This window comes from Deltaproteobacteria bacterium (assembly GCA_019309545.1).
Taxonomy (GTDB): Bacteria; Desulfobacterota; Desulfobaccia; order Desulfobaccales; family Desulfobaccaceae; genus Desulfobacca_B.
This window is the reverse complement of the sequence record JAFDGA010000016.1, coordinates 1-24,950: the sequence shown is the minus strand read 5'-3', so window position 1 is coordinate 24,950 and position 24,950 is coordinate 1. Positions and strand designations below refer to the sequence as shown.

Sequence of the window (24,950 nt, the reverse complement as noted above, 5' to 3'; positions counted from 1 at the left end):
TCTAGCGATGAACTTCTTCCGGGTTTTCTACTAATGCTGCCTTCCGGGACAAGCGGATCTTTCCCTGTTTGTCGATTTCCAGGACCTTTACCAGGACTTCGTCGCCTTCCTTTAAGACATCAGTCACCTTTTTAACCCGTTGGCGGTCCAATTCAGAAATGTGCACCAACCCATCGGTGCCGGGCAGAATTTCCACGAAAGCTCCAAAATCAACGATCTTTTTGACCTTGCCATGGTAGAGCTGGCCCACCTCGGCTTCCTGGATAAGTTCGCGGATCATGCGAATGGCCTGATCTGCCGCCGTGGCATTGGGCGAGGCAATATGCACCCGGCCGTCATCCTCGATATCGATCTTGGCACCGGTGACCGCCACAATGTTTTTCACGGTTTTGCCCCCCGGGCCGATGACGTCTCTGATCTTTTCGGGACTGATATTCATGATGACGATCTTGGGAGCATGCTCTTTCAAGGTAGCGTGGGGCCGGGCAATGGTTTCTTTCATCTTATCCAGAATATGGAGACGTGCCTCCCGAGCCTGGTGCAGGGCCTGAGCCATGATCTCCCGCGTCAGGCCGGAAATCTTGATATCCATCTGTAAGGCGGTAATGCCCTGTTCGGTGCCGGCCACCTTAAAATCCATATCTCCCAGGTGATCCTCATCTCCCAGAATATCGGAAAGAATGGCCACCTGGTCGTTGTCTTTAATCAGCCCCATAGCCACTCCGGCGACCGGGGCGGTTATCGGCACCCCGGCGTCCATCAGGGACATGGAGGCCCCACATACGGTAGCCATGGACGAGGACCCATTGGATGACAGGATCTCCGAAACTACGCGGATAGTATAGGGAAAGTCATCGGCCTGGGGCAATACCCGGCTGATAGCCCGCTCGGCCAAAGCCCCATGGCCAATTTCCCGCCGCCCCGGCCCTCGCAGCATGCGGGTCTCACCGACGCAATAAGGCGGAAAGTTGTAATGCAGCATGAAGGCCTTGAAGGTATTGCCGGTCAGGGATTCAATACGTTGCTCATCGGAGACCGTTCCCAGGGTAGTGACCGCCAGGGCCTGGGTTTCTCCCCGGGTAAACAGGGCCGAGCCATGGGTCCGGCTCAGCAAACCGACCTCGCAGCAGATGGGCCGGATTTCATTATACTTACGGCCATCCACCCGGCATTGCTCACGCAAGACCAGATCGCGCACCACAGTTTTTTCCAGATCATGGAATACCCTGGCGATTTCGCGTTCCCGTCCTTCATATTCCGGCCCTAGGGTACTGATAACCTCTTCCAGTAGATTCTCCAGGGCCTTCCGACGGTCCTGCTTTTCCTTGATGCTGACCGCTGATAGGATACGATCCTGCGCCAATCCCGCCACTTTCTGGATCAACCCCGTATCCGGGGTAATTTCCGGACTGGGACGCTTGGGCAGGCCGATTTCCGCCCGCATCCGATTCTGCAAGGCCAGAATGGGTTGCATCTGTTCATGGGCAAAGAAAAGCGCCTCCAGCATCTCTTCTTCCGAAGCCATGGCCGCGCCGCCCTCCACCATTACCAGTTCTTTAGCCGTCCCGGCGACGATCAGATTAAGCGTGCTGTCTTTCAGTTCGGTGTTGGTAGGATTGACAATCAGTTGGCCATCGATCTTGCCCACCCGGACCGCAGCAATCGGCCCTTGAAACGGGATATCGGAAATTTCCAGAGCCGCCGAGGCTCCATTCAAGGCAATGATATCCGGATCATTTTCCTGATCCACCGACAATACCGTGGCAATGATCTGTAATTCGTTAAAAAACCCCTTGGGAAATAATGGTCGGATGGGACGGTCGATTAACCTTGAGGTCAAGGTCTCTTTCTCGCTGGGCCGGCCAATCTCACGGCGGAAGAATCCCCCTGGAATCCGACCGGCAGCATAGGCCATTTCTAAATAATCAACTGTGAGAGGCAAGAAATCGATGCCCTCTCTAAGATGATCTGAGGCCACCGCGGTTACCAAGACGCCGGTTTCCTCGTAACGGACAAAAACCGCGCCATTGGCCTGTTGCGCCATCTTGCCAGTTTCAAAGACCAGGGTACGTCCCCCGATCTCTACTTCAAATGTCTTAAGCATATTCTTATAAGTGCCTCCCACTTAAATAAATTCTTAGCGGCGTAGTCCTAATTGGTCGATCAGAGATCGATAACGATCCACATTTTTCTTCTTCAGATAGTTGAGCAACCGTCGCCGCTGGCCGACCAATTTGATCAGACCTCGACGGGAATGGTGATCTTTGGCATGCACCTTAAAATGATCGGTCAGATAGTTGATCCGCTCACTGAGAATAGCTACCTGGACTTCCGGCGAGCCGGTGTCCTTCTCATGATGACGGAAGCGGTCGATTAATTCCCGTTTCCTTTCGGTTGTCAGCCCCACGACTACCTCCTTATATAATTATAAGATTTAATTGATCTTCTTAATAGAGAAGGCCAATTCTTGTAAAAAATTCAGATATGTCAAAGATGTCGCATCTTCTATGGCGTTCACTACTAGCCCTGAGTAACAACCTGACCAGCCGCGAATCCCCGAATCGGTTTTAAGGCGAACCGTGGGGAGATTCCCGACAGTTCTGCCACAGCTACCAATTCTTGACCCTGTAGGATCCGAACCCGTTCTCCCGGCTGCCGCCCCTGATATTCAGCCTGGCTAGACCACTGCCGCAGGATTTGACCCTGCCGCAGCCGCTGGGCCTCATGGTTGGATACCGACACGGTTGGCCAGTCCGGCAAGCAATGGACTAAAGGAATGAGGTGCGACCGCAATTTCTCCTGGGCCTGAGGATCATCCCAGCCAGGGAGAGATACTGCCCTGGACATCGAGAACGGTCCGACCGCCAGACGCCTCAGGGCCTTAAGATGCGCCCCGCACCCCAGGCAGCGGCCCATATCGGCGGCCAGCGTGCGGATATAGGTGCCCTTGGAGCAGGTGACCACAAAAGTTACCTCTGGCAGAGAAATTTCTTCCAATGCCAGACTATATACCTTTATCCGACGCGGATTAACCTCCAGGGTCAGGCCCTGGCGAGCCAGATGATAGAGCCGTTGTCCCTGGTAGCGGAGCGCGGAATACATCGGCGGGGCCTGGAATTGCTCTCCCACAAAGCTCGCCATCACCCGGACAATCTCTTCCGACCGGGGCAAGTCGCTGCATTGACCCACCACCGTGCCGTTAACGTCCTGGGTGTCGGTTTCTACCCCAAGGTGCAGGACTGCCCGATAAGTCTTGGACTCCTCAATTAAAAAAGGCACAAGTTTGGTGGCTTCATTGAGACAGAGAGGTAAAACCCCGGTAGCAAAAGGGTCCAGCGTCCCCAGGTGCCCGATCTTTTTGACTTTTAAAATCCGGCGAACAGCTTTTACTACTCCGAAGGAAGAGAGCCCGGCCGGTTTGTCAATCACCACCACCCCGTGCAAGTGTGGTTTCATGAGGAGTCCTCGGACCCGTCGCTTTCCGGGGTTTCCTTCTGTAATTGACACAAGAGCTTCTCGATCCGGGCGCCGCGTTGCCAGGATTCATCGTGTAAGAAGGTTATTTCCGGCATTACCCGGAGGATCTGTTCCCGGCCGAGCTCTTGCTTGATAAACCCACTGGCCCGCTCCAGAGCGGCCTGAATGTGGGGCAATTCCTCCTCGCAGCGGGGTTGGTAGAAAACCCTGGCCCGGCGTAAATCTTTGCTTATCGCCACTTCAGTGACGGTCAGAGTGCGGAGCCGGGGGTCACGACTTTTGTGCAGCAAAATTAACGCGATTTTTTCCCGTAACAGTTCACTGACCCGGGCAGTCCGTGCTTTGGTTCGGCTAATGGCTTGCATCCGTGGTTGATTATCTATCGTTTAAATGCCAGACTTCGATTTTGGAATCAATTATCTGGGCCGGATGTTGGGCTTCCATATAATTCATGATCTTGTTCAGGCTGGCATCCAAGATTTGTGAATCGTTACCGATCAGCGCCAGACCCAACTTGGCCTGTTGCCATAGATCATGGTCATCAACTTCGGCAATAGCCACCAGGAACCGATGCCTGACCTTTTCAATCAGACTCTTAACCACCTTCCGCTTGCCCTTGAGAGAATGATTCTCCGGTATGCGGAGGGTAATTTGGGCTATGGTCACGACCATGAGTTGTATGTCGGTCTTGGGTTATCAGTAAACACAAATAAGCTCTTGCTGAGCACTAATTAATCATCGGCGGTAGCCTCAACCTTGTCTGCCAGGCATAGGCTCTAAATGCGCCTTAACTTCTTCCAGGCGATAGGCCTCAAGAATATCACCTACCTGAATGTCATCAAATTTATCGATGCCGATGCCACATTCATAGCCGGCCGCCACTTCTTTGACATCATCCTTGAACCGTTTTAAGGAGCTGATCTTGCCTTCAAAGATCGTTTCATGGTCACGCCGCACCCGTATTAAGGCGTTGCGTTCAAACTTACCTTCGGTTACATAGCAACCGGCAATGGTCCCGACTTTGGTGATAGAAAAGGTCTGCCGCACCTCGGCTTGGCCTAAAGGCCGTTCTTCGTAAGTCGGCTCCAGCATGCCTTCCAGGGCGGAATGAATATCGCTGCTCAGATGGTAAATAACGTCGTAGAACCGGACATCAACATCTTCTTGTTCCGCCAGGGCTTGGGCCTTGGGATTAATGCGCACATTAAAGCCGATGACAATGGCATTGGATGCCGAAGCCAACATGATATCGCTTTCCACAATATCACCGGTCCCGGCATGGATGACGTTGACCTTAATTTCTTCTGTGCCCAGTTCCGACAGGGCTTGAGTCAAGGCCTCGATGGACCCCTGGACATCGGCCTTGAGGATCAGGTTCAGTTCTTTGACCATGCCCTCCTGGAAGCGTTCGTAAAGCTTTTCCAGGGTGACCTTGCTTATTCGGGCCAGGGCCGCCTCGCGTTGTTTCTGCTGCCTTAACTGCGCTACCTGTTTAGCGACCCGCTCATTTTCGAGGACCATAAATTCATCCCCAGCATTAGGCACCCCACTGAAGCCCTGGACTTCTACGGGAATGGCCGGGGTAGCCTCCTCCACCCGCGCTCCCTTATCGTCGAACATGGCCCGGACCCGGCCATACTGTAAACCGCAGACAAAGACATCGCCCGTTTTTAGAGTTCCCTCTTGGATAAGGACGGTGCCAACCGGCCCCCGGCCTTTATCCAGTTTGGCTTCGATAATCCGACCCCGAGCTAGGCTGTCGGTACTGGCCTTGAGTTCCAAAAGCTCGGCTTGCAGGAGGATCTTCTCCAAAAGCTCGTCAATGCCCAATTGTTTCTTGGCCGAGATTTCAGCAAATTGTACATCTCCACCCCAGTCTTCGGGGACAATGCCCTGTTCCGCTAGTTCCCGTTTAACCCGTTCCGGATTGGCATTGGCTTTGTCAATCTTATTGATCGCCACGACCAGGGGCACCCCCGCCGCCTTGGCGTGGTTGATGGCTTCCAGGGTCTGGGGCATAACGCCGTCATCTGCGGCCACGATCAGGACCACCAGGTCAGTCACCTGGGCCCCGCGGGCCCGCATGGCAGTAAAGGCCTCATGGCCTGGAGTATCAAGAAAAACTACCTCACCATGCGGCAATGACACCTGGTAAGCCCCAATATGCTGGGTAATGCCGCCAGCCTCGGACTCGATTAACCGGCTCTGGCGAATGGCATCCAACAGAGAGGTTTTACCGTGATCGACATGGCCCATGATGGTGATGACCGGGGGCCGGGGGACCAGATTGCCCTCTCCCTGAGGCCTCAATTCCATGATATCTTCTTCATGGGGAAAGGCTCGTTCCACCTCATAACCGAACTCACTGGCCACCAGCACCGAGGAATCATAATCAATGGGCTGATTAATGTTGGCCATGACGCCTAGGCCCATGAGCTTTTTGATTATCTCGCTCGACTTGATACCCATCCGCTTGGCCAGTTCACCGACGGTGATCGAGTCTCCCACTTTGATGCGACGTTTAATGGCTTTGGGTACGGTCAGCGCAGTCTTGGAAACCGTCCTGATGGCTTTTTTGACGCCTTTTTTCTTGGAAACAAAACGGGAGTCGCCCTCTACCCCTTCATATAATTCCGCCCCTTCTCGGATTTCCTTTTTGCGGAGAGCCTTTTTCCGGGTTGCTTCATCGCTAACCGTTTCTATCCCCCGCTTACCCCGTTTCTTTTTGGCTTTAGGTTTCTTTTCTTCTCTCTCGGCGGTTACGGAGACCTTTTCCCGCTGTTTGGCCACTTCAACAATTTTAGGCCGATAAGACGGCTTGGGAGCAACCTCAGATTCGGATACAGATTGGGGCTCGATTTCCTCGGCCGGGGGCAGGCTGATAATTCGTGCCGGTGCCTCTTTTTTGGCTTTTTTGGCTTTTTGCCGCCGTAGGGCCGCCGAAGCATCCGTTGTCTTGGCCTCCGCCCCTTTATCCGCCGTCACCTTTTTTTCCTCCACCGCTTCCGCCGGGGCAGTCTTCGGAGACGCCTCCGAAGCGGAAGGTATTTCTGGGGCCGATGATGCGACCGCAGTCTCTGGTTCAGGTGGCGACGGTTCGGCCGGTTCCGGCTCGGCTTTAACTTCCGAGACCTCCGGGGTTGGGGCCGGCTTTTCCGCTTCGGACCAGACAATAATCCGGGCTGTAGTTTTGGTCGGTTTTTTGCGATCTCGAGTTTTAGGTGTGGCTTCCTTTGTTGCGTGGGGTTCGGTTTTCTCACCTTCTGCGGCAGCAATTCCCTGGGCTTCATCCGATACCGAGACGTCGGTCGATACTGCGGCGGGCTTGGCGGTTTCCTCACTGACTTCTGCTTCTGGAGCAGCCTCCGCAGAGGGGGCTGGCAATCCTGCCGAGGTTAATCGGCGACGGCGCTTAACGCCGCTCTCCAATCGACGCTCCTCGACCTGAGGTGCTGTTTTTGACAACACACTTCTGACCCGCTCTAAATCAGGCTCATCTATGGAACTAAGGTAATTTTCGACCTCTAAATTCATCTCTTTGAGACGCTGTAGGAGGTCTTTGACACCTATTTTAAATTCTCGGGCCAGATGTGATACTCTAGTTTTTGCCATAAATCTTTCTATCCCCGTAACAAAATTTCTTATTTAAATAAAAGCTTATTTATTCCCGGCACCTAACTCTAGCCGGATCCGGGGGGTCAGACTCCCAGATCCTCTTCTTCGGCGGGTAGCTCGGTTTTCCCCTCAGCAGTAAACAGAGCCTCAGCGGTCTCTGCGGTGGCTGGCTTCTCTTTCGGGCCCGCCAGCATCTCTTTGGCGGCGGCAATGATATTGGCCGCTTTTCTCTCATTCAACCCCGGGACCTGCAGCAAATCTTCCAAACTGCTTTCGGCAACCTCCCGGGCTGAGGTAAATCCACCTTCATAAAGGGCACTGGCAGTCATTTCTCCCACCCCAGGGATTTGCAGTAAGGAAAGATAGCTCTCCTTCAGGGATTTGGAATACTTGGTTTCACTCTTAACGTCAATCTTCCAGCCGGTCAGCTTGGAAGCCAGACGGACGTTTTGCCCCCGCTTGCCAATGGCCAGGGACAACTGGTCATCAGGCACAATGACTTCCATGGCCTGATTGACTTCGTCCAAGATGATGCGGCTGACTTCCGCCGGAGCCAGAGCCTGAGTAACGAATTTGGCCGGATCAGGATTCCAGGGGATGATGTCGATCTTTTCACCACGCAGTTCCTGGACGACATTCTGCACCCGGGAGCCTTTCATACCCACACAAGCCCCGACCGGATCCACATCTGAGTCCCTTGAGGTAACGGCTATCTTGGCCCGACTGCCGGGCTCGCGCACACAGGACAGGATCTGGACAATTCCTTCGGAGATTTCCGGAACCTCGTTTTCAAACAGGGAGATTAAGAATTCGGGCCGCACCCGGGATAAAATTATCTGTGGCCCTCTAGAATGGCGTTTTACCTCCAACACATAGGCCCGGAGGCGATCCCCCTGGCGATAACTTTCCCGTGGTACTTGCTCTTCCGGGGGTAATATGGCCTCGGTCCGTCCCAAATTAACGATAATCCCGGCCTTGTCCTGGCGCTGCACAATGCCACTGATGATTTCCCCCTGACGATCTTTGTACTCCTCGTAGACCACATCCCGTTCGGCTTCTCGCATCCCCTGGATGATCACTTGTTTAGCGGATTGGGCTGCAATCCGGCCAAAGCTGCTGGCATCCAATTTAATGCCCAAAACATCGCCCAACTCACACTCAGCGTCCAACTGGCGGCCTTCTTCCAGGGAGAGCTGGGTATCGGGATCGGTTACTTCTTCGACCACCTCTTTGAATTGGAAGATCTCGATTTCTCCGGTATCCTCGGTAAAATTGACTTCTATATCCAGTTTGGGATCGTATTTTTTCTTGGCCGCCGAACGTACCGCTTCCTCAATGGTGGTAATCAACAGCTCCTTGTCGATCCCCTTATCTCGGCAAACCTGGTCGATGATACGTTTCAATTCTCCGGTCATGAGAATTTCTGCTCTCCTGTAGCACTGGCAACCTAACAGTCAAACTCAGAGTTCAGTTACCAATTGCTATTATAGTTACCAATTATATTATAACTTTTCAGTAACGCTTAAGCAATGCCTTAGCGGCAGCCACTTATAGTGGTTTAGGCTGTTAATAACTGATGACTCATAGCTGAGCCCTTACAACTCAAAATCTAGCCTGGCCCGGGCAATGTTACTCAGGGGAATCTGATGAATCTCCTCACCTTCTTTGATTTTCACCCGGTCGTCCTCCAGGCCCAGCAGCTCTCCTCGAAAAGTATGGCGTTCTCCCGCTCCGGCCCGGATAGTAATCCGAGCCAGGCGTCCGATATAGCGCCGATAATCAGCCGGTTTCTTCAGCGCCCGGGTAAGGCCAGGGGAAGAGATTTCCAGGGTATAGGCCTGCTCAATCAGATCATGAACATCGAGTAACTCACCTACCAGATGACTTACCTGAGCACATTCATCCAGGGTAATCCCCCCTGGCTTGTCAATATATAAGCGCAGGAGCCAGCGTTTTCCGGCCCTAATCATTTCGGTATCCACCAGTTCGACTTCCTGGGCCTGAAGGACAGGCTCCACCAGGGCGGTAACCTGGGCGACGATTTCTGCAGATTTATCCATCCGGTTAAGTCAGCGGGCCTTTAGACCCGTGTAGTTAAAAAAAAAGTGGGCTTAGCCCACTTCCGCGAAAATCCAAGATTTTTCCATATCTCGGGGCGCGTCAGCCGCGCATCCATCCACCACTCAAAGAACCTTGCCCCCAGGCATTGCTGGCTTCAAGAATCCTCGAAAGGGGAAGCGGGTCTTCGATAAATGCTTCAGCACTCATCGAAATTTGGAGCGGGCAACGGGATTCGAACCCGCGACACCAAGCTTGGGAAGCTTGTACTCTACCAACTGAGCTATGCCCGCTCTAATGATTATATTGTAAAGATAATCGGTATAGAAGTCAACTCCAATCTTTCTCGAAGGTTAGGGTAAAAAAAGTCGGATTCCAGGGTCAACTAGCCAGGGAGGTCAAAGCGGCGGATAATCTTGAGCAAGGCATATTTCCGGTCCCCATACCACTAGGGCAGGCTTTGCTCCAACCGGATTTATTCCAGGCCTTGGACAAAGGCCAGGGCGTTTTTGCCCAGATCAGGGAGGTAATATCCCCCTTCCAAGACGGCAAAACGACGCCCCTGGCAAACGACCCGGGCCGCATCTTTAATCCACCGCCCGATTTGAAAATAGTCTTCGGTAAGCAGAAGGCCACCCCAATCTTTCTGGTATGTATCAAAGCCGGCGGACACCCCTAAAAGATCAAACGCGTGCACATCGGATAAGATAACCTCGACCTCCTGGAGATACTTATCCCGGTTTTTCTCGGCAATATTGATTACCGTGACCCCCGGCCGCCCTCTAAAAACATTGACAGTGCCATCTCCAAAATGCAGATCGATATCCAAAATCAGGGCGCGCTCGATCACCTTTTTATTACGCTGATGTTCGATAGCAACAGCCAGATTGTTGAAGAAGCAGAAACCCCAGTGGCTGCAAGGACTGGCGTGGTGTCCAGGAGGCCGGATAGCCGCAAAAGCCGGCTCACCCTGGCAGGCCAGCTCTGCGGCTAAGATGGCACCGCCGGCTGCCAGGCAGGCCACTTCATAAAGCCCGCCATTGTTTTTGACCCGGTCGATAAGCTCAGGATTATGCACCAATAACAGCTCGGCTTCCGTAGCCGGTTCTGGAGTCAGCACCGAGTAATGGCGGGACAGGGTCTCGTATATGGTCTTTACCCGTGCCGGCTGCTCCACACTGGCGGTAGGGTAATCAGTCAGATATTTCCTATGATAGATCAGCTTCATGTTTCCCTCTGCTGGATGGCCCTAGCCGGGGCCGCCGGTAACTTTCGCAAATTAAAAGACAAGGCCCCAAAACGGCAGGCCTGGACACATTTCAGGCAGCGGATACAGTTGGTATCATCGGCATATTGATAAGGCCGCACCCCCATCGGACATTGGCGATAACAGGCAAGGCAATGGACACATTTATCCTCATCATAGTTGAGGCGGAACAGGCTGTATCTGTTAAATAACCCATAAAAAGCCCCCAAAGGGCACAATACCCGGCAGAAGGCCCGGCTGCTGACGATACTCCACCCAATAAATAATACCAGTAAGATGACCTTATTCCAAAAGTAGAAGCTTAACGCCTGCCACAGACTGGGTTTGACCACCAGGAGTGGAAAAGCTCCCAGTAAGGTCCCGGCCGGACAGATTAATTTACAGAACCAGGGGGTCCCCAGGCCGGTAGGATCAACCCAGAAAAGCGGCAAAATCACCACCAGAAGCACTAAGATTACATATTTAACGTACTTTAAGGGTCCTGGAATATTGAGTTTAGGACCGGGGATTTTATAGAGCAGATCTTGAATAAGGCCAAAAGGACAGAGCCAGGCGCAGGGGAAGCGCCCCACCAAAGAACCGATAAAACCTAAGTATCCCACGACTATAGTCCCCATTTGGGGAACCCCGGTAGCCAGGGAGAGGCGAATATTGGCCATAAAGTTCTGGAAAGCGCCAACCGGACAGCCGAACAGAGCCGCGGGACATGAATAGCAGTTCAGCCCGGGATGGCAAATACCTTTGAGAGGCCCCTGATAAATCACCGGCCCCCAGGGGAACAACAGGTAGGCGTTGGTCAGCAGGGTAAACAGCACCTGGATGAGGCGACGTAAACGGTTCATCAACCGATCCCGATACAAGAAAGGCAGATCGTGACCCCGGTATTAAGCAGAATCTCCACCTCACCGCTATTGAGTCCCAGAATGAATAATAAGGCAAAAAAAATCAGCAGCCAGACCGCAGGATTACGTAGCATAGGCCCTCCCCGGAGTGCATGAGATCACTTTCATTATATGCCTTTTCTAGGCAGAGGCAAAAAAAAACACCCAAAAAATGACCACGGATGGAAAAAATCCTGCATTTTTCTAATGATTAAAGAAGAACCTTCAGGGACAAGATTACCCTCCAGTCACCCCTATTATATTTTGGTGCCTCCCCCCCCTCCCCTGCCCTTTTCGCCAAGCCGGATTATTTCTTAAACAAAACAATTGAAACCAACGGCATCGCGGTGTTATGTTAAAAACAGTGCAGACCGTAAAGGAGAGCCGCATGGGTAAACCTGCCCTAATCGTCACTGATATGCTGCGGGATTTTCTGGATCCAGACGGTGCCCTGTTTGTCGGCGAAGCTGGATTGCAGATCATTCCCTTTGTTGCCCAAAAAATCGCTGAAATGCGGGCTAAGGGGGCACTGGTCATTTTTTTATGCGACTCGCACGACCCGGATGATCGCGAATTTGCCCGGTTCCCGCCCCACTGTGTGCGCCATACCCCGGGAGCCGAAATCATCCCCCAACTAAACCCGCAACCGGGAGATTATCGGGTGGAGAAATCCCGCTTCAGTGGCTTTTATAACACCGAGTTGGAGGAGATCCTGAAACGGGAACAGATAACGGAAGTGCATCTGATCGGGGTCTGCACCTCCATCTGCGTCATGGAAACGGCTAGAGACCTGGTGGATCGGGATTATCCGGTGGTAGTTCATCGGCCAGGGGTAGCCGATTTAAACCCACAAGACCATGAATGGGCCTTAAAAAGAATGGCTAAGATCCTGGGCGTGCAGGTGGTCTAAGGGCAGACGGAGGGACGGCTAAGGTCCGGCTGAGCGGCAGGTAAAAAAGCCAAAACAAGATCGCTTAATCTGGGAAGCAGACCTTGACAAGAACATTTATTTCCTTATAATTACTTGTTTATGTTTTGTCCCTATTATATTTTTCACTTAGGTCAGAAAATAGATGAATCGCCTGCAGAGAAAAACGGCGTTGGGGAGAGGGAGCCAGAGATCGCAGACCCCCGGTCCTTCCCTCCGATTAGCCTCTAAATGCTTCCGGTGCCAGTTAATCTGCCTAAGTTTAACTTGCTATGACCAAAGCTAGTCTACTAAAGATTCCGATTGAGAAAATCCCCCAGGAAGGGATAGATATTCAAGTCCGGTTGGGAACAGAGTGGTTCCTTCACTGGCTGGACCAAGAACCGGATTTGGAGTTTTACCTGGAATCACCGGTGCAGGGTTACATCCGTTTGGAGAAACCCGGGGAATATCTGCTGATCCGGGGGGAGCTAACGGGAGAGTGGCGGCTTAACTGTAGCCGCTGCCTGGAAAGTTTTCTTCAGCCCCTGGAGTGCCGGTTTGATCTGTTGCTTAAGCCCGGTCCTCCCGTCGACGTAGCTGAAGAACTGGAATTATCCGCCCAAGAACTGGAAGAGGACTATTATTTAGGCGATGAACTGGATTTAGAGCAGATAATTCAGGAACAGATTTTGCTGGCCGTGCCGGTAAAGCCCTTGTGTCGGGAAGATTGCCTGGGGCTGTGCCCTTATTGTGGGGCCAACCTCAATCAGGAAACCTGCTCTTGCCGTGGCACCGGATTTAATCAACCCTTTGCTGTCCTGAATAAACTGAAGAAAACTTCCAAATAAGGAGTTCTGAGGTGGCCTTACCCAAACGCAAAAAATCCATTTCCAAACGTAATATGCGGCGCTCCCATCAGGGTCTTACCCTGCCGAATCTGGCGGTCTGCCCGCAATGCAACGAATACCGGCTTCCGCACCATGCCTGCCCGCACTGCGGTTTTTATAAAGGGCGGCGGGTAATGCCTCAATCTGAGTCGTGAGGAGCCGCTGATGGAGTATATGCTGACCGAAGAGCAGAAAATGCTCCAGGAGTTGGCCCAACAAATCGCCGAGGAACGCATCAAACCGATAAGGGCCGAACTGGATGAAGCGGAGCGCTTTCCTACCGAGATCGTCCAGGATCTGGCCCAAGCCGATCTGTTCGGGGTCATCATTCCAGAGGCTTACGGCGGCCTGGGGCTGGGATGTCTGGAAAACTGTCTGGTCCTGGAAGCCTTAAGCAGCGCCTGCGTAGGGGTAGCCACTACCTATGCCGCCAGTTTTTTGGGAGCTTATCCCATCTTACTTTTCGGCTCGGAAGCTCACAAAAGCCGCTATCTGCCGGAACTGGCCCGGGGCGAAAAACTGGCCGCCTTTGCCCTGACCGAATCCCAGGCCGGCAGTGATGCCGGGGCCATTCAGACCGTGGCCGTCAAAGACGGCGACCAGTACGTCTTAAACGGCACCAAACAATGGATCACCAATGCTGGGGAAGCCGAGACCTACTCAGTTATTGCCATGACCGATCGGGCCAAAGGGGCTCGCGGGGCCAGCGCCTTTATTGTCGAGGCCGGCGATCCCGGCGTTTCCTTCGGGAAAAAAGAGAAAAAGATGGGCATCCGGTGCTCGGCCACCCGCGAGATCATCTTCCAAAACTGCCGGATCCCGGCGGACCGGCGGCTCGGTAAAGAAGGCCTGGGGTTTATCATCGCCCTCAAGACCCTGGATTATTCGCGGCCCGGGGTCGGGGCCTTGGCCGTGGGCCTGGCCCAGGGAGCTTTGGAGGAATCGGTGCATTTCGCCCGCCAGCGCCATCAGTTCGGCATGCCGATTATTTCCTTTCAGGCCATCCAGCATATGCTGGCGGATATGGCCACCGAACTGGAAGCGGCCCGCGCCCTGGTCTATGCCGTGGCCCGTTATATTGATAGTCAACCCAAAGACTTCGCCAAACAAGCGGCGATGGCCAAGCTTTTCCCCACCGATATGGCCATGCGGGTGACCACCGACGCGGTCCAGATCTTGGCGGGACACGGCTATATGCGGGAGTATCCGGTGGAGAAGATGATGCGGGATGCCAAGATCTTGCAGATCTTTGAGGGCACCAATCAGATTCAGCGCAACATCATCGGCCAGGCGTTAAACAAGGAATTCAGCAAAAAAGGGAAATAAATAAATAGTCGTCCACCCCGACCCCCAATCCCCTTGATGAAGATCATCGTTTGTATCAAACAGGTACCCGAGACCCAGGAAATCCGACTGGATCCGGTCACTCATACCCTGCAGCGGGAAGGGGTAAAGAGCATCATCAACCCGTTTGACCTCTATGCCCTGGAGGAGGGCCTGCGTGTCCGGGAGCGCCAAGGCGGGTCGGTGACGGTGCTCAGCATGGGCCCGCCCCAGGCCGCCGACGCCCTGCGGGAAGCCCTGACCTACGGGGCGGATGGCGCGGTGCTGTTGTCCGACCGGGCCTTTGCCGGGGCCGACACCTGGGCCACGGCCTACACCCTGGCCCGCGGCATCACCAAGCTGGGCGGGGCTGACCTGATTATCTGTGGCAAACAGGCCATTGACGGCGACACTGCCCAGGTAGGGCCGGAGTTGGCGGCTTTTCTGGACATCCCCTACGTCGCCTGGGCCCGCCAGTTGACCTTTGTGGAGCCTGAGGTCCTGCAAGTGGAACGGCTGTTAGATCACGGCTATGACGGAGTGGAAGTGCGGCTGCCGGCGCTGATCACCGTGGTTAAAGAGATCAACGAACCCCGAGTGCCGTCTTTTAAGGCCAAACTACGGGCCAAAAAACAGAAAATTCCGGTATTGGGCCTGCAGGATTTAGGTTTGCATCCCCATCAGGTCGGGCTGCCCGGCTCTTTTACCCAGGTAGTGAAGGTCTTCCCGCCCCCGGCCCGGGGCCAGCGGGAGCTATGGGAAGGATCCCCTACTGAGCTGGCCAACCGGCTGTGGACCCGTTTATATGAAATGAAACTGGGTTAAGGATGGCAGAGTTTATGTAATTAACCATGGGGGGGGCAAAACAATGAGCTTTTTCTCCCCTTTGATTAGAATTCCTGCTGATTAAATGGCAATTATCATTGATCTAGAAAAATGCACCGCCTGCGGTCAGTGTATCGAGGTCTGCCCCTTTGGGTTGTTGCATCTGGAGGATGATCGGCTGGTTATTGACGAAGGCTGCAACCTCTGCGGCGCGTGTGTGGAGGTCTGTGAGGTAGGGGCACTGGCCTTGCCCGAAGGTGAAGGGCCAGGGCCGCGGCCGGAGGTGCCGCCGGACGGCATCTGGGTGGTTGCCGAGCAGCGCCACGGGCGGCTGGCCCCCGTTGTCCTGGAGCTGCTGGGGGAAGCGCGGCGGTTGGCCGAAATCCTAAAAGTGTCAGTGAGCGCCGTGCTTTTCGGACATCAGCTTCAGAACCTGGCCGCAGAGCTCACCGCGGCGGGTGCAGATAAAATTTATGTAGTGGATCACCCGCGGCTGGCAGAATTTCTGGAGGAGCCTTATGCCCAGGCGTTGACCGAACTGGCCCGCCGTTACCAGCCGGAAATAATTCTGGCCGGCGCCACCCATCCAGGGCGAGCCTTTATCCCCCGGGTAGCCGCGGCCCTGGACACCGGGCTGACCGCCGACTGTACCGCCTTTGACATCGATCTGGAGAAACGCCTGCTGCTCCAGACCCGGCCGGCCTTTGGGGGCAACATTATGGCCACCATCATCACCCCCCGCTCTTATCCACAGATGGCCACGGTGCGGCCGCGGGTGATGAAACGCCTGACGCCGCAGCCGGAGCGGAACGGCCAGGTGGTGCCGGTGCAGGTGGCTGCCCTGGACCAACCGGGTAAGAGCCGGTTTCTGCAGACCGTAGCCGAAATGACCGAAGCAGTGCCGTTAGGCGAAGCCGAGGTGATCGTGGCCGGGGGCCGGGGCTTGCAAGATGGCAAGCATTTTGCTCTCTTGGAAGAACTGGCGGAACTGCTGGGGGGTGCCATCGGCGCCACCCGGGGGGCAGTCGATGCCGGCTGGATATCCTATCCTCATCAGATCGGCCAGACCGGCAAGACCGTGTCTCCCAAGCTTTACGTTGCCTGCGGTATCTCTGGCGCGGCCCAACATCTGGTCGGCATTCAGTCGTCTGACTTCATTGTGGCAATTAATTCTGATCCTAAGGCGCCGATCTTTCAGATCGCCGATGTCGGCCTGGTCGGAGATTTGTTTGAAATCATCCCGGCCCTGATTCAGGAGATCAAGGGCAGCCGATAAGGAGTGCCAATGAGCGAAATCAAGCGAGTAGCACTAGTGACCGGGGCGGCGCAGGGCATTGGCCGGGCTTGTGTTCTGGCCTTGGCCCAACCCCAGACCATGATTTATATCAATGACGTGGCCAACTGGGACGCAGCCGAGAAAACCCGGCAAGCTGTCCAGGCCCAAGGGGCCGAAGCCGAGGTGGTAGGGTTTGATGTCTCAGATTTCCGAGCAGTAAGCGCCGTCTTTGAGCAGATCATCAACAGCAGCGGGCGTCTGGACATCCTGGTCAACAACGCCGGTATCGTCCACGACAACCTGGTGGTGCGGATGAAGGAGGAGCAGTGGGACCGGGTACTGGCGGTCAACCTCAAAGGAGCCTATAATTGTATCCGGGCCGTGGCCCGCCCCATGATCAAACAGCATTATGGCCGGATTATCAATATTTCTTCCATAGTCGGGGTCATGGGCAACCCGGGCCAGGCCAATTACGTGGCCTCCAAGGCCGGGCTGATCGGGCTTACCAAGGCTGTAGCCCGGGAACTGGCCTCCCGCCAGATTACCGTCAACGCCGTAGCTCCCGGATTTATCGCCACCGAGATGACCGAGGCGCTGCCGGAGAAGACCCAGGCGGAAATGCTGGCCCAGATTCCCTTGAATCGCTTCGGCACCCCGGAAGAAGTGGCCGCGGTGGTGGCCTTCCTGGCCTCTGAGGCGGCCGCCTATATCACCGGCCAGGTAATTCATATTAATGGCGGCATGCTTATGGTATAAATCAGTTTAAACGTTAACAGAGTGATAAGACACGAACCACAGAGTCTATAAGTTAATCATTCAGATAAGATCATCTTGCAAGCATTTTCATATTGAGGAGGTAAGGACCGATGGCGTCCATTGAGGAACGGGTAGTGGAGCTGATCACTAATCGGTTGGGAGTGGAGAAATCTGAGGTCGTCCCCGAGGCGACCTTCGTGGATGACCTGGGAGCCGATTCCTTAGATCTGGTAGAATTAATCATGGCCATGGAAGAAGAGTTCGACCTCGAGATTGCTGATGAAGAGGCCGAAAAGTTGCGGACCGTACAGGATGTCATTAACTATATCAAGGCGCATGCGTAACCGGTTGCCCCATGCGATTTTTTTCCTTACAATGGCCTTATGGATAACTATTGAGGAGAACCTGGAAGCATGAGTGCTCGGGTAGTAATCACCGGCTTGGGCCTGATCACCCCTTTAGGAATCGGGGTGGAACCTTCCTGGCAGAATCTGCTGGCCGGAAAATCGGGCATCGGGCCTATTACCCGGTTTCCGAGCGATGGCTTTGACACCACTATCGCCGGAGAAGTTCCAGGTTTTAAGCCAGAAGATTTCATTCCGGCCAAGCTGGCCCGCCGGACCGATCTGTTCAGCCAGTTTGCCCTGGCCGCGGCGGTGTTGGCCGTGCAAGACGCGGGGTTGGAGATTACTCCGGAACTGAGTCCCCAGGTCGGGACTATTGTCGGCTGTGGTCTGGGGGGGCTAAATACCCTTGAGAAGTACCACACCATTCTGTTGGACAAAGGCCCCCGCAAGGTCAGCCCGTTTTTTATTCCGATGTTGATTGCCAATATGGCCCCGGGGTTGGTGGCCATGCATTTCGGCGCCCGGGGTCCCAATACCTCGACGGTGACCGCTTGTGCTTCAGGGGCACATGCCATCGGCGATGCTTTCAAAATCATCCAACGAGGAAGCGCCAAAGTGATGATCACGGGCGGCGTCGAAGCGGTGATTACTCCGCTGGCGATCGCCGGATTCAACGCCATGAAGGCCCTGTCGACCCGTAATGACGAGCCTCAGCGAGCCTCACGGCCCTTTGACCGGGACCGGGATGGCTTTGTGGTCGGCGAAGGCGGGGGCATCTTAGTTCTGGAAGAATTGGAATTTGCCCGTCGGCGGGAGGCCAAGATTTATGGCGAAATCATCGGCTATGGCATGTCTGGGGATGCTTATCATATGACCGCCCCTTCTCCGGATGGCGCCGGCGCGGTGCTGTGCGTGGAGCAGGCTCTGGAGGATGCCCGTATCAGCATCGACGAAGTGGACTATATCAACGCCCACGGTACTTCCACGCCGCTCAATGACCTGTCGGAAACTTTAGCTCTGAAAAAGGTCTTTGGTCCCCGGGCCTACCAGATTCCGATCAGTGCCACCAAGTCCATGACCGGCCATCTGTTAGGCGGGGCCGGGGCTATTGAGGCTGTCTTTACAGTTCTCAGCCTGCAACAAGGGATTTTGCCTCCAACCATCAATTATGAAAATCCTGATCCCCAGTGCGATCTCGACTATGTGCCCAATCAGCCCCGGGAAATGCCGGTCCGGATCGCCATGTCCAACTCTTTTGGATTCGGCGGCACCAATGCAGTGCTCGTTTTAAAACGGTTTGAGTGATTATGAAAACGATAATTATCGGCTGCGACCACGCCGGCTATGGCCTGAAACAGGAAATTCTACCCCTGCTGAACAGCCTTAACCTGGAGATCCAGGATGTTGGTTGTTACAGTCCGGACCCGGTTGATTATCCACTCTATGCCCAAAAAACGATCCAGGCCGTCCAGGTCCATCCGGACAGTCGGGGCATTCTGATCTGTGGCACCGGCCTGGGGATGTCGATTATGGCTAATCGTTACCCCGGCATCCGGGCCGCCCTGTGCTATAATATTTATGCAGCGATGATGAGCCGCCAGCATAACGATAGCAATGTGCTGGTTCTGGGGGGGCGGGTTATCGGATCGGGGCTGGCCCGGGAGATTGTCCGGGTCTGGCTGACCACCTCTTTTGAGGGCGGCCGTCACCAGGAGCGTTTGGACCTGATTGAACGCCTGGGTTGCAAATCCAGCTGCCCGGAACCAGGTACAGAGACATGACCTCGCTGGCTCAAACCGATCCCGAAATTTTTGCTGCCATTGAGCAAGAACGCGACCGTCAGACCCACAAGCTAGAATTGATTGCCTCGGAAAATTTCGTTAGCGAGGCAGTTTTAGAAGCCCAAGGGTCGATCCTGACCCATAAGTATGCCGAAGGCTATCCCGGGCGGCGCTATTATGGCGGGTGTGAATACGTCGACCAGGCCGAAAACCTGGCTCTGATCCGGGTCAAACAGCTATTCCAGGCGGAATATGCCAATGTCCAGCCCCATTCCGGGACTCAGGCCAACATGGCGGTCTATTTTGCGGTTATGGCCCCAGGGGATACGATCATGGGCATGGATCTGGCCCACGGCGGACATCTATCCCATGGGGCCATCAAGAATTTTTCCGGCCAACTCTACCGCTCCGTAACTTATGGCCTGAAGCGGGACACCGGGGAGATCGATTTCGACGCTCTGGAGGAGCTGTTACAGCAACATCGGCCCAAGATTTTGGTGGCCGGGGCCAGCGCCTATCCTCGGATTATTGATTTTGCGCGCTTCGGACGCTTGGCTCGGGAATACGGGGCCTACCTGATGGCCGATATTGCTCATATCGCTGGCATTATTGCTGCCGGACTGCACCCTTCTCCGGTATTGGAGGCCGACTTTGTCACCTCGACCACTCACAAAACTTTACGGGGGCCGCGCGGCGGCCTGATCCTGGCCCGGGGAAAATATGGCAAAATCCTGGATAGCCAGATCTTTCCGGGCATCCAGGGCGGGCCCTTAATGCACACCATTGCCGCTAAGGCCGTGGCCTTTAAAGAGGCTTTACGGCCGTCGTTCAAAAGCTATCAACAACAGATTCTCACCAACGCGCGGACTATGGCAGCAGAATTCAAGCAGCGGGGCTATTCTCTGGTATCAGGTGGCACTGACAACCACCTGCTGCTGCTGGATCTGAGTTCCACCGACCTGACCGGCCAGACGGCTGAAAAGGCGCTGGATCAGGCCGGCATTACGGTTAATAAAAATGCCGTCCCCTTTGATCCCCGGCCCCCGATAGTGACCAGCGGCATCCGCATCGGCACTCCGGCCGTAACCACCCGGGGAATGAAAGAAGCCGAGATGCGACAAATAGTGGACCTGATCCATCAGGTGCTGTCAGATCCCACCGACAGCTCCCGGTTGCAACGCATCCGGGCCCAGGTCCGGGAATTTTGCCACCAATACCCATTATTTTCCCCGGAGTGGGAAGGTTAAGCAGATATTACATGATATTACCGGGCTTAGGTCCTACCTCCTCCTGGCCAGCCCTGTCAGGTAAGGAAGTTTAAAATTTTTAGCCATGCGTTGCCCGTATTGCCGCAGCAGTAAAACCCGAGTATTAGATTCCCGCATCAGCCGGGAGGCCAACGCCATCAGACGGCGGCGAGAGTGTCTGGATTGTAAGCGGCGCTTCACGACTTATGAGAAAGTCGAAGGCATCACCCCGTTGATAATCAAGAAGGATGGCCGGCGTGAGGCCTTTAACCGAAGCAAAATCTACGAAGGCATTAAAAAGGCCTGCGAAAAACGGCCGGTCAGCATAGATGCTATCGAACATTTTATTGATCGGCTGGAGCGGGAACTCCAGGAAAGCGGCAAGAAAGAAGTGCCTTCTACCGTGATCGGGGAAAAAGTCATGGCGCAGCTGCGTCAATGGGATGATGTGGCTTATGTGCGTTTTGCCTCAGTCTACCGTCATTTCAGCGATATTACCGATTTCATGGACGAACTGAAGCAGCTCCTTGAGAGCAAAACCGCTTCGACAACCGACTCCTCCTGATGTTCTTTAGCGCTGCAGATCGCCGCTATATGGCCCTGGCCCTGCGCCTGGCGGCCAAAGGCGCGGGCTATACCTCGCCCAACCCCATGGTCGGGGCCGTGGTGGTCAATGAAGGCCAGATAGTTGGCCAGGGTTATCATCGCCGCGTCGGGGCTGCCCACGCCGAGGTCGAAGCCCTGCAGGCGGCAGGCCCCCAGGCCCGTGGCGCCACTCTTTATGTCACTTTGGAACCCTGCCATCACCAGGGCCGCACTCCGCCTTGCACCGCGGCGATATTGGGAGCGGGTGTTACCCGGGTGGTGATGGCCACCCCTGACCCCAATCCCCGGGTAACCGGCGGCGGTGCCGAGTTCTTGCAGAGTCAGGGATTGACGGTTGAATCCGGCCTGCTGGAGACCGAAGCCCGGCAGCTCAACGAGGCCTATTTCAAGGCAGTGACTAGCGGCCGCCCCTGGGTGATTGCCAAGGCGGCCTGTTCTCTGGATGGCAAAATCGCCACCTATACCGGCGATTCGCACTGGATCACAGGGGACCAGGCCCGAGCCCAGGTCCACCGCCTGCGCCACCAGGTAGATGCCATCCTGGTGGGCATCGGCACTGTGCGGGCCGATAATCCCCAACTAACTACCCGGTTACCTCGCCGCAAAGGCCTGGATCCTATCCGGGTGATTCTGGACAGCACCTTAAAGATTCGTATCAATGTCCAGGTCTTGACCCAGAAGTCAATTGCCCCGACCTGGATAGCCTGCACTCCGGCCGCTCCTCCAGAAAAAATCCGGGCGGTTCAGGAGACCGGAGCAGAGGTCTTGGTGGTGCCTGGAGAAGGCCCCCGGGTAGATTTACCCAACCTCCTAAAAATCCTGGGCCAGCGCCAGATCCAGAGCGTGTTAGTGGAGGGCGGCGCTGAGGTCCACGGCGCGTTCTTTGACCAGGGCCTGGTGGATAAGTTCTACTTTTTCTATGCTCCCAAATTTATCGGCGGCCGCCATGCCGTCGGAGTCCTGGGCGGCCAGGGAGCAGCCCATATTCGGGACGCCCGCCCTGCCCATGATCTGTCCATCCGCCGCCTGGGCCCCGACCTGCTTATTTCAGGATATCTGCAAGCAAAATAAGAACTTTGCTAAACTTGACAAATTGGTGGAATTTGCCAGGGTAGTGTCAAGTTTTTTGTGTGAATTGATTAATTTCTTTAAAAAAGGGCATATTATCGTGTACCTTCCCGATCGGGTTGGACCGCCAATGCAATTCCATTTTCAAGGCAATAAAGGCCAGGAGTCTATAACAGCTTTATTCTCCCGCCACTATTTCCATGGGTTCGGTTCGGCTTTTGAAATCCTTGTTGAGTCTTTCAATTATGTTGGTCGTTCGCAGCGAGAGCCACTCTTCTTCAGGACGAAGCTCAAACAAGGATTTAGGGAACGCTCCAGACAAGCCACGGCAGAAGGTCAATTCTTCCTCCAACCGGGCGGCAAGATATTTCCCCGCGGCCTTACGGAGATCCAACCGTATCATTTCAAAGAGCTTTTCTGGAGCCAGGCAAATTTCGTTGAAAAGCTCCACAACTTCAGGTACGCTGATTTCAACATGCATGGCGTATCTCCTTTCTGGTTAGGTTTGTGTTCCACCCAGTCTAGGGGAGATACGCCTTTTTTTCTACCCTTTTTTCTAATCCTTAGAAATTCACACAATCAAATTTACACTACCATCAAATCAATAGTTGCCCCAGTTGAAAGATTACTACGGCGCTGGCCCAGCCTACCAACAGACTCCAGCCCACGGCCAGACCGGTCCATTTCCAGGAGTTGGTCTCGGCTTTGATGACCCCGATACTAGCAATGCAGGGAATGTAAAGCAGCGACATCACCATAAAAGAGAAGGCGGACAGCCCGGTAAAATATTGGGGCAACACTTTACCCAAGCCCTCTTCTTCCATGCCGTACAGGGTACCCAGGGTGCCGACTACCACTTCTTTGGCGACGATGCCGAAGACCAGAGCGACCGCAGCTTGCCAGAAGCCGAAACCGGCCGGCGCAAAGAGCGGCGCAAAGACTTTGCCTAACTGGCCGATCCAGCTCTGCTCACTGGCATACTCCACCCCGACCGGCAGCGAAGACAGCAACCAGATCAGGATTACCCCGGCCAGGATAATGGTTCCGGCCTTTTTGACAAACATACTGGCCCGCTGCCACATTTGCAGCAATACGGATTTAACCGTCGGCATGCGGTAGGGCGGCAGCTCCATAATCAGCGGCGCCACCTGCCCTTTAAAGAACAGAGACTTAAAGAGCAGCGCGGTCAACACGGCTACTATGATGCCGAGCACATACAAGATAAAGATCACTGCCCCGGCGTGGTGGGCAAAAAAGGCCCCGGCAAACAAGACATAGATCGGCAAGCGGGCCGAACAAGACATAAACGGGTTAATCAATATGGTCAACAGCCGGTCTTTTCGAGATTCAAGCGTCCGGCAAGCCATAATGCCGGGAATATTGCAGCCCAAACCGAGAATCATGGGAATAAAAGATTTGCCGTGCAGCCCCAGGCTATGCATAAATCTATCCATCACAAACGCGGCCCGGGCCATATAGCCGCTGTCTTCGAGGATGCCAATCATTAAGAACAGGATTAAAATATTGGGCAAAAAGACCAGCACTGAACCGACGCCGGCGATTATGCCGTCACCTAAAAGCGAAGCCCACCAGTTCTCGCCGAGTCCGGTTTTGGTGGCCTCGGCGAGCCAGCCAAAGCCTCCATCAATATAATCGGCCAAAGGACTACCCAGGTCAAAGACCAGTTTGAAGGTCAGCCACATGAACAACAAAAAGATCGGGATGCCCAGCCAACGATTGAGGACAATTTTATCAATCTTATCCGAAAGAGAAATTCTCTCGGCCAGATCCAGAGGTTTAGCCAGGCATTCTTTCATCAGCCCATTGATGAAACCATAACGTCTCTCAATCAGATAAGTCTCTGGATCGTCGGCGATGAGCTTGCCGAGATCGGCGGCCAGAACCTCGGCTTTATGCAAGATTTTTTCTCCCTGGGGCCAGCCCTGGAGCCATTCTTTCACCTGAGAGTTGTTTTCCAAAAGTTTGAGGGCTAACCAGCGACTGGGAGTATTTATGGATGCGTCTTTAACCCGCTGAATATCCTCGGTCAATTGGCCTAGGGCATTTTCCACCTCGGGACCATAATCGATTTTTAAGGGCTGTGCCTGGCACTTTGCGGCAGCGGCAATGGCCTCTTGCAATTCCTCCAGACCCTCGCAGCGATTAGCTACCGTGGAGACTACGGGGACGCCCAGGGATTTGGAAAGTTGCTCAACATCGAGTCGCCACTTTTTTTGGCGCACCAGGTCCATCATGTTCAGGTCAACCACCAGGTTGGCCCCTAGTTCCAGCAACTCTACGACAAGATAGAGGTTGCGCTCCAGGTTCGAGGCATCGACAATGGCTACGCTTACATCCGGCTGTTCTTTGACGAGAAAATCACTGGCAATGCGCTCATCCAGGGAATAAGCGGTCAGACTATACGTCCCTGGCAAATCCACCACCCGGATGCTTTTCCCCTGATAAGAATAATTTCCTTCCTTCTTTTCGACCGTTACCCCTGGCCAGTTGCCCACTTTCTGATGCGCGCCGATTAATTTGTTGAATACCGTAGTCTTCCCGGCGTTGGGATTGCCTCCGAGACAAATGGTCAATTCTGCCATTATTTCCTTGTTCCTCCTTAGCT

The 24,950-nt window shown here is 54.3% G+C and carries 25 protein-coding genes and 1 tRNA gene; 13 read left to right on the top strand and 13 right to left on the bottom strand.

What is annotated here, in order from left to right; all coding sequences use genetic code 11:
* Window position 1: 1 nt before the first annotated feature.
* The 11 genes from pnp to JRG72_06775 all read right to left on the bottom strand — a co-directional run bounded on the left by pnp (window position 2) and on the right by JRG72_06775 (window position 11,259).
* Entirely contained in the window at window positions 2-2,104 is a 2,103-nt protein-coding gene (gene pnp / locus JRG72_06825) for a polyribonucleotide nucleotidyltransferase (GenBank protein ID MBW2134929.1), read from the bottom strand.
* 33 nt (window positions 2,105-2,137) lie between these two features.
* Window positions 2,138-2,407 (bottom strand): 30S ribosomal protein S15, encoded by a 270-nt coding sequence (rpsO, locus tag JRG72_06820; GenBank protein ID MBW2134928.1) that lies wholly within the window; start codon window positions 2,405-2,407, stop codon window positions 2,138-2,140.
* A 113-nt stretch (window positions 2,408-2,520) separates the two neighbouring features.
* Window positions 2,521-3,444, bottom strand: a complete 924-nt coding sequence (truB, locus tag JRG72_06815; protein MBW2134927.1) for a tRNA pseudouridine(55) synthase TruB — start codon at window positions 3,442-3,444, stop codon at window positions 2,521-2,523.
* 8 nt (window positions 3,445-3,452) lie between these two features.
* Window positions 3,453-3,842 (bottom strand): 30S ribosome-binding factor RbfA, encoded by a 390-nt coding sequence (rbfA, locus tag JRG72_06810; GenBank protein ID MBW2134926.1) that lies wholly within the window; start codon window positions 3,840-3,842, stop codon window positions 3,453-3,455.
* 10 nt (window positions 3,843-3,852) lie between these two features.
* Window positions 3,853-4,149, bottom strand: coding sequence for a DUF503 domain-containing protein (locus tag JRG72_06805; protein ID MBW2134925.1), 297 nt, complete (start codon window positions 4,147-4,149; stop codon window positions 3,853-3,855).
* A gap of 78 nt (window positions 4,150-4,227) precedes the next feature.
* Window positions 4,228-7,089 (bottom strand): translation initiation factor IF-2, encoded by a 2,862-nt coding sequence (gene infB / locus JRG72_06800; GenBank protein ID MBW2134924.1) that lies wholly within the window; start codon window positions 7,087-7,089, stop codon window positions 4,228-4,230.
* A gap of 86 nt (window positions 7,090-7,175) precedes the next feature.
* Complete coding sequence (gene nusA, locus JRG72_06795) at window positions 7,176-8,507, bottom strand: transcription termination/antitermination protein NusA (GenBank protein MBW2134923.1); 1,332 nt, start codon at window positions 8,505-8,507, stop codon at window positions 7,176-7,178.
* A gap of 180 nt (window positions 8,508-8,687) precedes the next feature.
* Complete coding sequence (locus JRG72_06790) at window positions 8,688-9,152, bottom strand: ribosome maturation factor RimP (GenBank protein ID MBW2134922.1); 465 nt, start codon at window positions 9,150-9,152, stop codon at window positions 8,688-8,690.
* A 215-nt stretch (window positions 9,153-9,367) separates the two neighbouring features.
* Window positions 9,368-9,443 (bottom strand) — tRNA-Gly (locus tag JRG72_06785).
* Between the two features lie 182 nt (window positions 9,444-9,625).
* Window positions 9,626-10,378 carry a histone deacetylase family protein gene (locus JRG72_06780; GenBank protein MBW2134921.1) on the bottom strand — a complete coding sequence of 251 codons (753 nt, stop codon included), beginning with the start codon at window positions 10,376-10,378 and terminating at the stop codon, window positions 9,626-9,628.
* Window positions 10,375-11,259 (bottom strand): 4Fe-4S binding protein, encoded by an 885-nt coding sequence (locus JRG72_06775; protein MBW2134920.1) that lies wholly within the window; start codon window positions 11,257-11,259, stop codon window positions 10,375-10,377. Before JRG72_06775 ends, JRG72_06780 begins: the two co-directional genes overlap by 4 nt.
* 427 nt (window positions 11,260-11,686) lie before the next feature.
* Here JRG72_06775 and JRG72_06770 point away from each other — a divergent pair, with 427 nt between their 5' ends.
* The 13 genes from JRG72_06770 to ribD all read left to right on the top strand — a co-directional run bounded on the left by JRG72_06770 (window position 11,687) and on the right by ribD (window position 22,327).
* The gene (locus JRG72_06770; GenBank protein MBW2134919.1) at window positions 11,687-12,208 is read left to right on the top strand and encodes a cysteine hydrolase; all 522 of its coding nucleotides are present in this window, start codon (window positions 11,687-11,689) and stop codon (window positions 12,206-12,208) included.
* A gap of 290 nt (window positions 12,209-12,498) precedes the next feature.
* Window positions 12,499-13,056, top strand: coding sequence for a DUF177 domain-containing protein (locus JRG72_06765; GenBank protein ID MBW2134918.1), 558 nt, complete (start codon window positions 12,499-12,501; stop codon window positions 13,054-13,056).
* 11 nt (window positions 13,057-13,067) lie between these two features.
* On the top strand, window positions 13,068-13,250 hold the full coding sequence (gene rpmF, locus JRG72_06760; protein MBW2134917.1) for a 50S ribosomal protein L32: 183 nt from the start codon (window positions 13,068-13,070) through the stop codon (window positions 13,248-13,250).
* A gap of 10 nt (window positions 13,251-13,260) precedes the next feature.
* On the top strand, window positions 13,261-14,421 hold the full coding sequence (locus JRG72_06755; protein MBW2134916.1) for an acyl-CoA dehydrogenase family protein: 1,161 nt from the start codon (window positions 13,261-13,263) through the stop codon (window positions 14,419-14,421).
* 36 nt (window positions 14,422-14,457) lie between these two features.
* Window positions 14,458-15,243 carry an electron transfer flavoprotein subunit beta/FixA family protein gene (locus JRG72_06750; GenBank protein MBW2134915.1) on the top strand — a complete coding sequence of 262 codons (786 nt, stop codon included), beginning with the start codon at window positions 14,458-14,460 and terminating at the stop codon, window positions 15,241-15,243.
* Window positions 15,244-15,328: 85 nt separating this feature from the next.
* Entirely contained in the window at window positions 15,329-16,519 is a 1,191-nt protein-coding gene (locus tag JRG72_06745) for an FAD-binding protein (GenBank protein ID MBW2134914.1), read from the top strand.
* A 9-nt stretch (window positions 16,520-16,528) separates the two neighbouring features.
* Window positions 16,529-17,275, top strand: coding sequence for a 3-oxoacyl-[acyl-carrier-protein] reductase (gene fabG / locus JRG72_06740; protein ID MBW2134913.1), 747 nt, complete (start codon window positions 16,529-16,531; stop codon window positions 17,273-17,275).
* Window positions 17,276-17,385: 110 nt separating this feature from the next.
* Window positions 17,386-17,619: an acyl carrier protein gene (gene acpP, locus JRG72_06735; GenBank protein MBW2134912.1), complete on the top strand. Its 234-nt coding sequence runs from the start codon at window positions 17,386-17,388 to the stop codon at window positions 17,617-17,619.
* A 69-nt stretch (window positions 17,620-17,688) separates the two neighbouring features.
* Window positions 17,689-18,927, top strand: a complete 1,239-nt coding sequence (fabF, locus tag JRG72_06730; GenBank protein MBW2134911.1) for a beta-ketoacyl-ACP synthase II — start codon at window positions 17,689-17,691, stop codon at window positions 18,925-18,927.
* Window positions 18,928-18,929: 2 nt separating this feature from the next.
* Window positions 18,930-19,403, top strand: coding sequence for a ribose 5-phosphate isomerase B (gene rpiB, locus JRG72_06725; protein MBW2134910.1), 474 nt, complete (start codon window positions 18,930-18,932; stop codon window positions 19,401-19,403).
* Window positions 19,400-20,650 carry a serine hydroxymethyltransferase gene (locus JRG72_06720; protein ID MBW2134909.1) on the top strand — a complete coding sequence of 417 codons (1,251 nt, stop codon included), beginning with the start codon at window positions 19,400-19,402 and terminating at the stop codon, window positions 20,648-20,650. Before rpiB ends, JRG72_06720 begins: the two co-directional genes overlap by 4 nt.
* An 85-nt stretch (window positions 20,651-20,735) precedes the next feature.
* A complete protein-coding gene (gene nrdR / locus JRG72_06715; GenBank protein MBW2134908.1) occupies window positions 20,736-21,215 on the top strand; it encodes a transcriptional repressor NrdR in 480 nt (159 codons plus the stop codon).
* Window positions 21,216-21,244: 29 nt separating this feature from the next.
* Window positions 21,245-22,327 carry a bifunctional diaminohydroxyphosphoribosylaminopyrimidine deaminase/5-amino-6-(5-phosphoribosylamino)uracil reductase RibD gene (gene ribD, locus JRG72_06710; protein ID MBW2134907.1) on the top strand — a complete coding sequence of 361 codons (1,083 nt, stop codon included), beginning with the start codon at window positions 21,245-21,247 and terminating at the stop codon, window positions 22,325-22,327.
* Window positions 22,328-22,502: 175 nt separating this feature from the next.
* Here the strand turns inward: ribD and JRG72_06705 are convergent, their stop codons facing one another.
* Together JRG72_06705 and feoB are read right to left on the bottom strand one after the other, a co-directional pair.
* On the bottom strand, window positions 22,503-22,805 hold the full coding sequence (locus JRG72_06705; protein MBW2134906.1) for a hypothetical protein: 303 nt from the start codon (window positions 22,803-22,805) through the stop codon (window positions 22,503-22,505).
* Window positions 22,806-22,920: 115 nt separating this feature from the next.
* The gene (feoB, locus tag JRG72_06700; GenBank protein MBW2134905.1) at window positions 22,921-24,927 is read right to left on the bottom strand and encodes a ferrous iron transport protein B; all 2,007 of its coding nucleotides are present in this window, start codon (window positions 24,925-24,927) and stop codon (window positions 22,921-22,923) included.
* Window positions 24,928-24,950 lie beyond the last annotated feature (23 nt).

Bases quoted from the DNA above. Each gene is read 5' to 3' on its own strand.
- rpiB (MBW2134910.1), top strand. From the start codon at position 18,930: ATGAAAACGATAATTATCGGCTGCGACCACGCCGGCTATGGCCTGAAA.
- rbfA (MBW2134926.1), bottom strand. From the start codon at position 3,842: ATGCAAGCCATTAGCCGAACCAAAGCACGGACTGCCCGGGTCAGTGAA.
- fabF (MBW2134911.1), top strand. From the start codon at position 17,689: ATGAGTGCTCGGGTAGTAATCACCGGCTTGGGCCTGATCACCCCTTTA.
- infB (MBW2134924.1), bottom strand. From the start codon at position 7,089: ATGGCAAAAACTAGAGTATCACATCTGGCCCGAGAATTTAAAATAGGT.
- JRG72_06775 (MBW2134920.1), bottom strand. From the start codon at position 11,259: ATGAACCGTTTACGTCGCCTCATCCAGGTGCTGTTTACCCTGCTGACC.
- JRG72_06790 (MBW2134922.1), bottom strand. From the start codon at position 9,152: ATGGATAAATCTGCAGAAATCGTCGCCCAGGTTACCGCCCTGGTGGAG.
- feoB (MBW2134905.1), bottom strand. From the start codon at position 24,927: ATGGCAGAATTGACCATTTGTCTCGGAGGCAATCCCAACGCCGGGAAG.
- JRG72_06750 (MBW2134915.1), top strand. From the start codon at position 14,458: ATGAAGATCATCGTTTGTATCAAACAGGTACCCGAGACCCAGGAAATC.
- JRG72_06745 (MBW2134914.1), top strand. From the start codon at position 15,329: ATGGCAATTATCATTGATCTAGAAAAATGCACCGCCTGCGGTCAGTGT.
- JRG72_06755 (MBW2134916.1), top strand. From the start codon at position 13,261: ATGGAGTATATGCTGACCGAAGAGCAGAAAATGCTCCAGGAGTTGGCC.
- nusA (MBW2134923.1), bottom strand. From the start codon at position 8,507: ATGACCGGAGAATTGAAACGTATCATCGACCAGGTTTGCCGAGATAAG.
- JRG72_06765 (MBW2134918.1), top strand. From the start codon at position 12,499: ATGACCAAAGCTAGTCTACTAAAGATTCCGATTGAGAAAATCCCCCAG.
- fabG (MBW2134913.1), top strand. From the start codon at position 16,529: ATGAGCGAAATCAAGCGAGTAGCACTAGTGACCGGGGCGGCGCAGGGC.
- JRG72_06780 (MBW2134921.1), bottom strand. From the start codon at position 10,378: ATGAAGCTGATCTATCATAGGAAATATCTGACTGATTACCCTACCGCC.
- ribD (MBW2134907.1), top strand. From the start codon at position 21,245: ATGGCCCTGGCCCTGCGCCTGGCGGCCAAAGGCGCGGGCTATACCTCG.
- pnp (MBW2134929.1), bottom strand. From the start codon at position 2,104: ATGCTTAAGACATTTGAAGTAGAGATCGGGGGACGTACCCTGGTCTTT.
- JRG72_06705 (MBW2134906.1), bottom strand. From the start codon at position 22,805: ATGCATGTTGAAATCAGCGTACCTGAAGTTGTGGAGCTTTTCAACGAA.
- acpP (MBW2134912.1), top strand. From the start codon at position 17,386: ATGGCGTCCATTGAGGAACGGGTAGTGGAGCTGATCACTAATCGGTTG.
- JRG72_06805 (MBW2134925.1), bottom strand. From the start codon at position 4,149: ATGGTCGTGACCATAGCCCAAATTACCCTCCGCATACCGGAGAATCAT.
- JRG72_06770 (MBW2134919.1), top strand. From the start codon at position 11,687: ATGGGTAAACCTGCCCTAATCGTCACTGATATGCTGCGGGATTTTCTG.
- nrdR (MBW2134908.1), top strand. From the start codon at position 20,736: ATGCGTTGCCCGTATTGCCGCAGCAGTAAAACCCGAGTATTAGATTCC.
- JRG72_06720 (MBW2134909.1), top strand. From the start codon at position 19,400: ATGACCTCGCTGGCTCAAACCGATCCCGAAATTTTTGCTGCCATTGAG.